The following is a 12,044-nucleotide window of genomic DNA, read 5'->3' as shown; positions in this document are numbered from 1 at the left end:
CCGTGGGGCCAGACGGAAATGGTCAGGATCGCGGCCATGCGGGCCGAGATCCTGACCCGGCGGGCACAATAGAATCAGTCGCCGTCAGACGTGCATCCGACACGTTTCGCGGGGGCCCATCGGCGATTCGGCCCAAGCGTCTTGCTGGCGTCACAGCCGCGATGGCCTAGCCAAGCAATCTGTTCAGCGGTCGCGCACGTACTGTTAATGTGCCAGTGCGTGGTGGATTGCGCAACAATAGGGCAAAATGTGATACAGGCAGGGGCGCGTTTGACTTGCGACGGGGCCGGTTGCCGTGGGCGCTTTGGAGCCCTCCGGCCGTACGAAAGATAGACCTCGGCACCGGCTTTCTGTATGCGTACGGCATTCAACATCGGGGCCATCGTCACCACAATCGTGTGCTGTGCCGTGCCAACGGCTGCCACCGCTGACGATGCTGGCACTGTGATCAAGTCGATCGAGCAGTCGCTGGTGACGGCGGGCAAGTTCTTTCGCGACAAGAATACGGACGAGGCGGCTGCGGCGCTCGAAGAAGCGCAAGCGAGCTTCGATGCGCTCGGCGCGATGGAGATCCCGGAATCTTTGCGTCCGCAGGTCGAGGCGATCCAACAGCGGCTGGTCGCCGCCGCACGAGCGGTCGCCAAGCAACAAGCCGCGTCGGCCAAATCGAAGACTGCTGCCAAGAAGAAAGCGCCCGCGTCCAAGCAAACCACCAAAGCCAAGAAGTCGGGCAAGGCCAAACAGCCCATGGGTGCGGCGCCGCCCCCTCCTGGTTTTACGGCCGACGTGGCGCCGATTCTGATCGGCCGGTGCGGCAACTGCCACATCCGCAACGCGCAAGGTGGACTGAGCATGGCGAGCTTTGCCGCATTGGCAAAAGGATCTCGCAACGGACCGATCATTAGTCCCGGAGCAAGCCAAGCCAGCCGCCTGGTCGAGGTGATGTTCACAGGCGCGATGCCGCGCGGCGGAGATCCCGTCAGTCCCGAAGAATTGATGGTGATTTCGCTGTGGATCGACGCCGGAGCGCGCTTCGACGGTGGCGACCCCTCCGCCCCCTTAGGGCAGCAACCGCCGGTGACGCCCCCCGACGCACTTGCCAAAGGTAACGGCCCGCAGAGCGCGCAGTTCGTCCGCGATCTGGCGCCGGTGCTGGTGGCGCAATGCACTGCCTGCCACAGCGGTGAGAAGCCGGCCGGCCAGCTTAGGCTGGAGACATTTGCCGCGCTGCTCGAGGGAGGCACGTCGGGCAACGCGGTTGTGCCGAATAAGGCAAGAGACAGTTTGCTCGTGAAGCGACTGCGCGGCATCGACGGCGATCGCATGCCGAAGGACAAGCCCCCAGTTTCGTCCGAGACGATCGCACGCTTCGAGGCCTGGATCAATGCCGGGGCGAAGTTCGATGGCTCCGACGCCGCCTTGCCCTTGACCGTGGCGATCGAGAGGGCCGAGGACAAGCTCTTGGCCCACGACGAACTGACCAGCAAGCGCGTCGCACGCGCCGAAAAGATTTGGGCAGGCGTGGCTCCGGAAGGTCGGACGAAACCGCTTCAGTCCGCGAATTTTATACTGCTTGGCAACGTCTCGGCGGAACGACTGGCGGAAGTTGCCAAGCTGGCCGAGACCGAGCGAGCCAAGATTGTCAGGCTGCTCAAGCTCGACGGCGCGGCGCCGCTGGTGAAGGGAAGCCTGATTCTGTTCGTCCTCCAAAAATCGTCTGACTATGACGAGTTTGTCCGCATCGTCGAGCAACGCGAGGCGCCGCGCGGCACAGTGGGGCATGCCCAATCGACAGGATCGGACATGTACGCCTGCTTCGTGGCATCGTCCGGCAAGGACGAAATCTTGCCGGCCTTGGCGGCGGAGCAAGTGGCCGGGGGCTTTCTGTTAAGTTTCGGCAGCGTGCCGGCGTGGTTCGCCGCTGGCGCTGCACGCACGATCGCCGCCCGCGTCGAGCCAAAGAATCCGCTGGTCAAAAAATGGGAAGCCGAGGTTCAGAACCTGCCGCCGGCCGAGGCTGCGGACTCATTCCTGTCTGCTACGGCATTCGATCCCGAAACCACTGCGCGATGTTATGCTTTTGTGCGGGGCATGACGCAGAAGCTGCCGTTGTTGCAATCGCTGGTGGCCATCTTGGATCAAGAACAGGATTTCGACGAGTCGTTGACGGCCATCTATCGCCACGACGCCCGCGCGCTGCTTGAGCTTTGGCTGCGCCACAAACCGGCTGGGCGCGGGTGACGCGGCCGCAAAACACCAATCCAAACGACCGCGCGGACTTCGCCACCGAATATGGGCGGACGCCGCCTCGTCGATTTCAGTACTTAAAATCTGCCTTCAATCGACTTCGACGGGCTGTAGGAAGTTTCCTTGTGCGCGGCCGTTTTTGCGGATTCCTGCCTTTCTTCACGCATCTCAGGAGAATGGTACAGTTATGCAGCCGCATTCGACCCCCCATCGGAGTTCTGCGCCGGGGCGACGAATGTCGGCGATTATTCTCTGCTTCCCAAGCGGACTTCCAAACTCACGAAAGGCGTCCGTCATGCTGCCAGCCAACTATCAGATTCGGCACCTGGATCCGACGGACTACGAGGCAATTATCGCAATTTGCAAACTCGTCTATCCGACTGAGACGCCTTATACGCTCGAGGAGTTGGATGATCATCGGAAAGTTTTCCCACAAGGGCAGTTTGTTGCCGCGGATGTCGATCGCAACGAAGTAGCGGGCGTTCATTTCACACTACGCCTGCGCATGTTTGATTTTCACATCGATGATCCGTGGGATATTCTTACGTGCGGCGGTACCTTTCTCGATCACGATCCCACCGGGCCGACCCTCTACGGCGCCGACATCATGGTTCATCCCAGCCATCAGCATCATGGACTCGCCCGCGCATTGACCGATCAAACGCGCTTCCTGGTACAAGAGGAGCGTCTTTGGCGGATGGTGGGTGCCAGCCGCTTGCCTGGCTACGCTAAACAGAGCGCAACGATGACCGTAGAGGGTTATGTCGATATGGTTGTCAGTGGCGCGCAGTTTGATCCGGTGCTCAGTCTCCACCTTAAAGATGGCTGGACGGTTGTCAGACCCATCCAGGGCTATTTGCAGCATGACGAAGAGAGCGCCGGCTGGGCCGTGGTCATTCAATGGGTTAATCCCGATTGCGTTCCTCCGCCGGAATTCAACCTGCGTAATTTGCCTGCGTCGTCGCCACAAGCCGCGCTCCAGCTTTAAAATCGACGCCGCACCGGGAGAATAGGGCGCAGCGAAACGACGTGTTAATCATCGGCGCGGGTCCATCCGGGCCGTTTCTCGGGCCTGGCAACATCGTAGCCCCCCCGCCCAAAGAGCCGGCAAATCGCTAGAATTGTGATTGCTGCGACGATCAGGCTTGCCAGACGGGTCGCCGCGCCACCCGAAGCAGGGTCTTCAGAGGCTCCATGGATCCTAGGACCCCGCGCATTCCGCCCTGAAAACGAAGAAGAGAATTCTCATGGGAAGAAATTTCGAAAATCGCAAGAACGCGATCTTCAAGACGGCTGCTCAGAAATCGAAGCTGTATTCCAAGTACGGAAAGCAGCTGTACGTCGCTGCTAAGAACGGCGTTGCCGACCCGGATGCCAATCCCGGTTTGCGAAGCATGATCGAGAAAGCCAAGCGCGACCAGGTTCCCGCCCACGTGATCGAAAAAGCGATTCAAAAAGCCCGTGGCGTCGGCGGCGAGGACTTTGTAACTGCCCGCTACGAAGGTTTTGGCCCCGGGGGTTCGTTGTTCATCGTCGATTGTTTGACGGATAACTATCAACGTACGATTTCCGAAGTCCGCAGTTGTTTCACAAAGACCGGTTCCAAGTTGGCTGCGACGGGCTCGGTGACACTATCGTTCGACCGCTTGGCGATTTTGTCCTTCAAAGGAGACAACGAAGAGCAAGTGCTAGAAGCAATGTTGAATGCCGACGTCGACGTTGACGAGACGGAGTGCAAAGGGGGCAACGTCACGATATTCACGCCGCCAAACGAGTTTTTCAAAGCCAAAACGGCCTTGTTGCAGGCGTTTCCCGAGGTGGAGTTGGAAGTCCAAGAGATCACCTTCCTGCCTCAGACGAGCATCACAATGAATGCGGACGATTTGCCCATGTTCGAAAAGTTTGTCAACATGCTGAACGATTGCGACGATGTGCAGGACATCTATCACAACGTGGAATTGGCCAGCTAACGCGGCGCATCGTGCTGGTATGCCCAGTTGCATGGGGGCGCGCAATCGGGCCAGTTAGGCCAAAGCCGATTTGTCTTAGCCGCGGCCCACGAGCGGCATCGCGGTGGCCATGATCGTCACGAACTGCACGTTGGTTTCCAAAGGCAAGTTCGCCATGTGCAACACCATATTGGCGACGTGATTCACGTCCATCACCGGCTCGACCTTGATCGAGCCGTCCGCTTGCGGCACTCCCTTGGTCATGCGCTGCGCCATTTCGGTGAGGGCGTTCCCGATGTCGATCTGCCCGCAGGCGATGTTGTACTTTCTGCCATCGAGCGACGTGGATTTGGTCAATCCGGTAATGGCATGCTTGGTTGCCGTATAGGGTGCAGAATTGGGGCGCGGCGCGTGTGCGGAAACGGATCCGTTGTTGATGATCCGCCCACCCATCGGATCCTGCGATTTCATCAGCAGAATCGCCTGCTGCGTACACAGAAACGGGCCGGTCAGATTCGTTGCGAGCACTGCGTTCCACTGTTCGCAGCTAAGCTCCTCAAGCGGCACTGCCGGCGCGCTGATGCCGGCATTGTTGAACAGCACATCCAAGCGACCGAATGTTTCCTTTGCGGCGGTGAACAGCCGGTGCACCGAATCCGGATTACCCACGTCGGTGGAAATCGGCAGGGCGCGCTCGCGGGCGCCAGACTCGGTGGCGGTCTCTTCGAGCGCTTCCTGGCGGCGCCCGGCGAGAACGACGCAATAGCCGTCCCGCAGCAGCGCCAAGGCGCTCGCCCGGCCAATGCCGCTTCCCGCGCCGGTTACAATCGCCACTCTCTTGCGCACGCTCATTGATGCCATCTCCTCGGATCGTCGTGGAACCAGAACCGGCATGATACCCCAGGCGCGATCCCGACGACAAAGCTTTAAACTCTCTAAAATAAGGCGTCGCTTTGTTCTGACGTCTCAAGACGGGAGCCCAATCGTTTCATGCCCAAGTCTTCGCGACCGCCATCGATCAGGATGCTGTTCATTGGCAACAGCTTCACACAGCGCAACGACTTGCCGGGATTGTTGGCCCAGCTGGCCGCTGCGCGCGATTTGCACATTGCTCACGATTTGATCAGCGTGGGGGGTGCATCGTTGCGAACGCATTGGAATGCGGGGCGGGCCGCCCAGGCGATCGCGTCCGGCAGCTACGACTACGTGGTACTTCAAGAGCAAAGCACGCTGCCTGTCAAAAATGCCCAGCGAATGGCCGAGAACGTGCGGCTGTTCGACAATTCCATCAAGCTGGCCGGCGCGAAGTCGGTTCTGTACATGACCTGGGCGCGGCGCAACACGCCCGAGACGCAGCAGGCTATCACGGACGCGTACAACACGGTGGGAGACGAACTCGGTGCGATCGTCGTGCCCGTCGGCCTTGTCTGGAAGCGATTTCTGACCAAACATGAGCGGCCTGTATTGCACGATCGCGACCACAGCCATCCCACGCTCGCCGGTTCGTACCTGGCCGCCTGCGTGTTCTCGGCGGCGCTACTGAAAAAGAACCCCGTCGGCATCGACTGCCAACTGCCAGGCCTCGACCCGCGTGACATGGCAGTGCTGCAATCAGCCGCATGGGAGCAGTTTGGAGCTACCCAGGCCAAGAAGAGAAAGAAGGCTTAAGCGCTCTGATCCAAGGCAACTTATTGGTACGTCTTGGGACTTGAAACGCGTCCCGAGGGCGTCGATAACTAACAGACATCAACTAATGGACATTGACGTTCATTTTCTGCGCCCAATCATTTCTCGCCAAGGAGAAGATCATGAGAAAAACGAGCTTTGTTGCCTCGACTCTTACGCTTCTTTCGTTGTCGGTTTCGTGCCTGGGGGCTGACAGATCCGAGCCTGGAACCACGGCGAGCAAGAGTCCCGAGTCGGTCGTCTACGATGAGCAGTCCGCGTTTGAATTCCTGAAGACAATGACGGGCGAATGGGAACGCTCTGGCGACGAACACGACCACGGCGGCGGTTCGCACTCCGTCGCCTTCAGGCCGACCGCGGCCGGCAGCGCCGTGATGGAAACGATCTTTGAGGGTGAGCCGATGGAGATGATCTCGATCTATCACATGGACGGTGACAAGCTGTTGCTGACGCATTACTGCGCTCTGCAAAACGCCCCGATCATGCGCTTTGAGAAGTGCGACAAGCCGGGCGAGATCAAGTTCGTCTTCCAAGGCGGCACAAACTTTGATCCCCAGGTCGATGCCCACGTTCACGAAGGGGTTATGCGTGTCAAGGACGCCAACACGGTGGAATCTTCGTTCGTTGGCTATTCAGACGGCAAGCCGGATCAACGTCCTCACGGAATCCTCAAACGCAAGCAGGCGAAGGCGCAAACCGCGGATTCGACCAAGCGTTGATTGGGCTCCCCCGATCGCATTCTGGGCTTTCCGGGCGTCGGGGCCGAGGCGAGCGAGATGATGGCGGACGTGCAAACCGTGATCGGGCGGATCGGTTTGTTGTCGAGTCCGCCGGCGAGTCCGAAGCGCACGATGAGCGGCGAGCCGGCTTTCGCTCCGCGTAGAACTTCGCCGTGGCGAGGCTCGCTTTACTGACCGTCGTAAAACTGCCCGAAGTGATGGGCCAGCTGTAGCGCCATGACCATACCCCCTACCGCCGCGACCAGCACATGGCGCCAGCGGCGAAACTCGAAGGTCCCGACTCGCGCCAACAATAAGTACGCAAAGACCAGATTCGCCGCGCCCCACGACACATTGACCCAGGCCGGCGACAATCCCTCGCCGGGCGGACTTGCGAATGGGCTCTGAAACGGATGCCCCATCAGGCCGCTGACGAAATGTGGAATCGCGTTCACCAGAAACGCGCCCCCAAAGAAGTAGCTAACGTCGTGATACCAGCGCATGCTTGAGCTTCCGTGAGCGAGTAGCGAATCAGCATTTTAATGCTCTGTGCCGTGCGACGCGAAACGATTTCGTGTCGCAATCGCCTCAGCCGCGTCGCAGACCGTCCCTGTCGATAGGACGCGCGCGGTGCGGACACCTGTGAACTCGAAATTGCCGGGATGGCTGCATCCGCAGCAGCACGTTGTTCGATGGCTTGCGGATATGTCATGGAAGGTTCATCGATTCGCCCGAAATACATAAGAACTAACCTAGTTGCAGCAGGTGGATTCGGCTCTCGATTTGCAGTACAACATGGGCGGGGAAGGCAAATTGGACACGGGATCGCCTCTAGCTTGTCGGGAGACGGTATTGGGCCGTGGTGGTCATGAATGTCGACGATGCATCCGCCGGTTGCAGTCCGGACGATGCGGCAGCACCGCCAAGTGTGGGGGGCGCCCACAACGAGTTTTCGGTAGTAGGCATCGGGGCCTCTGCGGGTGGATTAGATGCGCTCAAGCAGTTGCTAGCGGCGTTATCGGACCACACCGGTATGGCTTTTGTGATTGTCCAACACCTGGACCCCAATTATCAAAGTCACCTGGCGGAATTGCTGGGACGGGCGACCCGCATGCCGGTGCTCGAAGCCGTGCATGGCGCGCCAGTACAGCCTGATCATCTGTATGTCATTCCCCCTAACGCCAACGTCGCTCTCGGCCAAGGGCAGCTGATCGTCACCCCGCGCAGCGACGCGCCAGGCCCGCATTTGCCGGTGGACCATTTGTTTCGTTCGCTGGCCGCGGAAAAGTCCGAGCGCGCGATTGGCATAGTCCTCTCTGGCACCGGCTCTGATGGCACTCTAGGTCTTTGCGAAATCAAGGCCATCGGCGGGATAACCTTCGCCCAGGATGAAAAAACCGCGACGCACACCGGTATGCCGCACAGCGCGATCGAAAGCGGTTGTGTCGACTTCATTCTGGCGCCGGCAGACATGGCGGCCCGCCTGGCGGAAATCGCGGGTCATCCTTATTTGGCTTCCACCAATGTTTTGGATGGCACGGCCGAAGCGGACAAATACTACAAGAGCATCATAAGCGTCATCCAAAACGCAACCGGTGTCGACTTCAGCCAATATCGCGACACCACGATTCGGCGCCGGATCGTGCGCCGCATGGCGCTGCACGCCCGCCATACGCTCAAAGATTATGCAGAGATGCTGCGGGCCGAGCCCGAAGAGATCGAAGCTTTGTACCGGGACCTGCTGATCAACGTCACCAGCTTCTTTCGCGACCCCGAATTGTTCGAGACGCTCAAGCGAGTCGTGTTTCCAGAGATTATCAAGACGAAAACAACAACCACGCCGATTCGGATTTGGGTGCCCGGCTGTTCCACGGGCCAAGAGCCCTATTCCTTGGCGATGGCCCTGCTGGAATTCATTGACGATAAGCCGCTGCGGCCCCCCATCCAAATCTTCGCGACTGACCTGAGCGATCACGCCACGTTGGAGAAGGCTCGCGGAGGCCTTTATCCGGAAAGCATCGAGTCGGAAGTCTCGCCCGAACGCTTGCGACGTTTTTTCGTCAAGGAGGACCATCGCTACCGGATTGATAAATCCATTCGCGAAATGTGCGTCTTCGCGCGACAGAACATCTTGGCCGATCCCCCCTTTTCCCACGTCGACCTGGTCAGTTGCCGCAACGTGTTGATCTATATGTCGTCCGCACTGCAGCAGCGGGTGATACCGACCTTTCATTTTGCCTTGAGCCCGGCAGGCTACTTGGCCCTGGGCACTGCGGAGACTGTCGGCGGGTTTGGCGATTTATTCGAGCTCGTGGATCGGGCGCACAAGATTTACGTGAAGAAAGCGGCCGTTATGCGCCCCGCGTTCTCGTTTTCGCTCGACGATTTCAAGCGATCGTTGATCTTTCCAGGGCGCCACCCGGTTCCCAATCCGGCGGCAATGGACTTTCAGCGCGAGGCCGATCGACTGGCGCTGGGCCAATATGCCCCGCCGTCGGTACTGGTGAACGACAACTTCGACATCATTCAATTTCGCGGCCAAACGAGCAACTTTCTGGCCCCGCCCCTGGGTGAGCCTACCTCAAACATTCTCAAGATGGCGCGCGAGGGCTTGTTTCTCGAGTTGCGCTCCGCTCTGAGTGAAGCGAAGTCGACCAATAAAATAGTTCGTCGCGAAGGTTTACAAGTCTACGGCGATGTCGGCTTCCGCGAGATTGCGTTGCGCGTCTTGCCGGTGCTGTCGCCACAAGGATCGGAAAGTTGTTTTTTGGTGGTCTTCGAAGAGTCCGACGAGAGTCGGCAAGGTGCCGAGCGGGTGTCTGCCAGCGGCCTCTTATCTTCGCTCTGGAAAGGCATGCGCGCGGCGCCAGGGGGGCTCGCAAGGCCAGGCGAGCGTGCCCAATCCGAAAGCGCCGCGACGTCCAATCAGTCGCCCCGGCAAGGAGCGGAACAATTACGGCACGAGCTGGCGGCTACCAAGGAATACTTGCAGTCGCTGGTGGAGCAACAAGACGCCAGCAACGAGGAGCTGCGCTCCGCGAACGAGGAAATTCTTTCCAGCAACGAAGAACTGCAAAGCACGAACGAGGAATTGGAAACCGCCAAGGAGGAGCTGCAATCAGTCAACGAGGAGCTGACTACCGTCAATGAGCAACTGCAGAAACAAAATGCCGACCTCAATGGCATCAACAATGATTTGACCAATATCTTTGCCAGTACCAGCATCGCCATTGTCATGGTGGGCAACGATCTGCGGATTCGTCGCATCACGCCCCCGGCGCAAGCGACATTGAAGCTGTTGCCCACGGACGTCGGCAGGTCGATTGGCGATCTGAAGCTGAATATCAATGTGCCGGATATCGAATCGTTACTGCTTCACAGCATCGAAAAGATGCAGCAGCACCGGGTCGAGTGTCAAGGCCGGGACGGGCATTGGTACAGCCTGCGCATCCATCCGTATGTGACGGCCGACCGGCGCATCGACGGAGGGGTGCTGGTCCTGGTCGACATCGACGAGCTCAAACGGAGCGAAGCCAGGGTTCGTGAGTCGGCGGAGTTCGCCGAAGCCATCGTGCAGTCTGCCCGAGTCCCCTTGATCGTTCTTGATGAAGACTTGCGTGTGCAGACGATTAACGCCGCCTGTTCTGAAAGGTCGGGAAATGTGCTGTCCGACGTCAAAGCTCGGACCTTCGGCGAGGTCTGGCCGGATCTGTGGAACAACCCGTCGTTGCAAGAGAGCCTGGCCGCCATCGTGGCTGAGAAGCGCCCCTTCGAAAATCTGGAGACGGCCGACATCGGCCAAACCGTCTTGGTGAGCGGCCGTAGCGTGGAACGTCCGGAGCGGCCCCCTCTGATTCTGATGTCGCTGGTCGACATTACCGCCCGCAAAGAGGCTGAAGAGAAGTTGCGCGAGGCGAATCGGCGCAAAGATGAGTTCCTGGCCATGCTTGCGCACGAGTTGCGCAATCCGTTGGCGGCCGTCAAGAGTGCCGTCGAAATCATGCGCCTGGCAGGCGACGATTGGCAACAGACCGTCGAGCTACGCGAGATTCTCGGCCGCCAGGTCGATCAGATGGTGCGATTGGTCGGCGATTTGCTCGACATCTCGCGGATCGCCGAAGGGAAAGTCGAAATCAGGAAGGAGCCCGTCTGGTTGGCGGATCTAGTCGCGGCGGCGACCGACACGGTCCGTTCTCAGATGCAAAATTCCCAGCATCAGCTAACCGTGAAGCTGCCCGACGATCCCGTTCGCCTGTTCGTCGACAGAAACCGTTTTGTGCAGGTGCTGTCGAACTTATTGGGCAATGCCGCGAAATTTACTGACCCGGGTGGCAAGATTAGCCTGACCGCGGAGCGCATGACGCACGCGTCCCAAGGCGACGAGCAGATCAGCATTCGTGTGCGAGATAGCGGACAAGGAATTCCGGCCGAGCTGCTGCCGCGAATTTTCGATCTGTTCGCACAAGGGGATTGCACGCTCGATCGAAATCGCGGCGGACTCGGTGTCGGTCTCACGCTGGTGAAAAGTCTGATCGAATTGCAAGGAGGCACGGTTGAAGCGCATAGCGCGGGGCGAGGCGCCGGGAGCGAGTTTGTGGTGCGGATGCCCATCAATGTCGATGGCATACAGGAACAACCTGCCACTGTGCCCACGGCTACACAGGGCGATCAGGCCCGCAAGGTCGTCATTGTCGACGACAATCGGGACGCGGCTGAATCACTCACGCGCCTGCTCCGCATGATGGGGCATGAAGTACACGCCGCTTTCGATGGGCACCAGGCGCTGGGTTTGATTGAGAAGCTAAAACCCGATATTGCTCTGATCGATATCGGCCTGCCAGGCATGAACGGCTACGAAGTTGCGGGCAAGATACGCGAGCAGGTAGAGTTTGACCAGGTTCGTCTGGTGGCCTATTCAGGTTATGCACAGGACGAGGATCGTCGACGATCGCGAGAGGCAGGCTTCGACGACCATTTCGCGAAACCGCTTGATGCCGCGGCGCTGAATGCGCTGATCATGACAACGAAGAGTTGAAGCGAACCGAGTCTTGCGAATGCTTCGGTCGCATCGCCCGGCTTGTTATAGACCTGGGCGAGGTCGACACGCCCCGGCTAAGTGCCGAAGGCCTCACGAATTCTTAAGGGATAATTTCTTGACTCGCACGGGGCCAACATTAACTTGGGGTATCGAATAAGCCCCAACCGGGCGGCCAGTCCTGGCTTTCCAATTCATCCGAGGTTCACACCAATTTGCCGCTAGCTCACTGGGCCGACTCCCCTTATTTCTCAAGGGTCCGCTACTGACCAGAGTCCCTCGACGTTGATGCCACACTCGCCGCACTGATTCGGTACGGCGTGCATCGCGTTACTTCAGCGTCACTTGCCCCGGGCGTTTTCGGCCGTCAGATCGTTTTGGCGCCCGTGCTCTCCTGCAAGCTTTGTC

General features: G+C 59.1%; 8 protein-coding genes. 6 read left to right on the top strand and 2 right to left on the bottom strand.

Annotated features, from left to right (window positions below; all coding sequences use genetic code 11):
* The first annotated feature begins 354 nt into the window (after positions 1-354).
* The 3 genes from VGG64_15490 to VGG64_15480 all read left to right on the top strand — a co-directional run bounded on the left by VGG64_15490 (position 355) and on the right by VGG64_15480 (position 4,217).
* A complete protein-coding gene (locus VGG64_15490) occupies positions 355-2,241 on the top strand; it encodes a c-type cytochrome domain-containing protein (GenBank protein HEY1601006.1) in 1,887 nt (628 codons plus the stop codon).
* Between the two features lie 301 nt (positions 2,242-2,542).
* Complete coding sequence (locus VGG64_15485) at positions 2,543-3,235, top strand: hypothetical protein (protein HEY1601005.1); 693 nt, start codon at positions 2,543-2,545, stop codon at positions 3,233-3,235.
* A 259-nt stretch (positions 3,236-3,494) separates the two neighbouring features.
* Positions 3,495-4,217, top strand: coding sequence for a YebC/PmpR family DNA-binding transcriptional regulator (locus tag VGG64_15480; protein HEY1601004.1), 723 nt, complete (start codon positions 3,495-3,497; stop codon positions 4,215-4,217).
* A 75-nt stretch (positions 4,218-4,292) separates the two neighbouring features.
* On the opposite strand, the gene VGG64_15475 is transcribed toward VGG64_15480, so the two are convergent.
* Positions 4,293-5,048 carry an SDR family oxidoreductase gene (locus VGG64_15475; protein HEY1601003.1) on the bottom strand — a complete coding sequence of 252 codons (756 nt, stop codon included), beginning with the start codon at positions 5,046-5,048 and terminating at the stop codon, positions 4,293-4,295.
* A 138-nt stretch (positions 5,049-5,186) separates the two neighbouring features.
* Between VGG64_15475 and VGG64_15470 the strand changes: the two genes are divergently transcribed.
* Both VGG64_15470 and VGG64_15465 read left to right on the top strand, forming a co-directional pair.
* Entirely contained in the window at positions 5,187-5,864 is a 678-nt protein-coding gene (locus VGG64_15470) for a hypothetical protein (protein HEY1601002.1), read from the top strand.
* A 140-nt stretch (positions 5,865-6,004) separates the two neighbouring features.
* Positions 6,005-6,601, top strand: a complete 597-nt coding sequence (locus VGG64_15465; GenBank protein HEY1601001.1) for a hypothetical protein — start codon at positions 6,005-6,007, stop codon at positions 6,599-6,601.
* A 188-nt stretch (positions 6,602-6,789) separates the two neighbouring features.
* Here VGG64_15465 and VGG64_15460 read toward each other — a convergent pair whose 3' ends face one another.
* Positions 6,790-7,104: a hypothetical protein gene (locus tag VGG64_15460; protein ID HEY1601000.1), complete on the bottom strand. Its 315-nt coding sequence runs from the start codon at positions 7,102-7,104 to the stop codon at positions 6,790-6,792.
* A gap of 365 nt (positions 7,105-7,469) precedes the next feature.
* On the opposite strand from VGG64_15460, the gene VGG64_15455 reads away from it, so the two are divergent.
* On the top strand, positions 7,470-11,636 hold the full coding sequence (locus VGG64_15455) for a chemotaxis protein CheB (protein HEY1600999.1): 4,167 nt from the start codon (positions 7,470-7,472) through the stop codon (positions 11,634-11,636).
* Positions 11,637-12,044: the final 408 nt, after the last annotated feature.

The organism is Pirellulales bacterium, from assembly GCA_036490175.1.
Taxonomy (GTDB): Bacteria; Planctomycetota; Planctomycetia; order Pirellulales; family JACPPG01; genus JACPPG01.
This window is presented reverse-complemented; position numbering and strand designations above follow the sequence as displayed.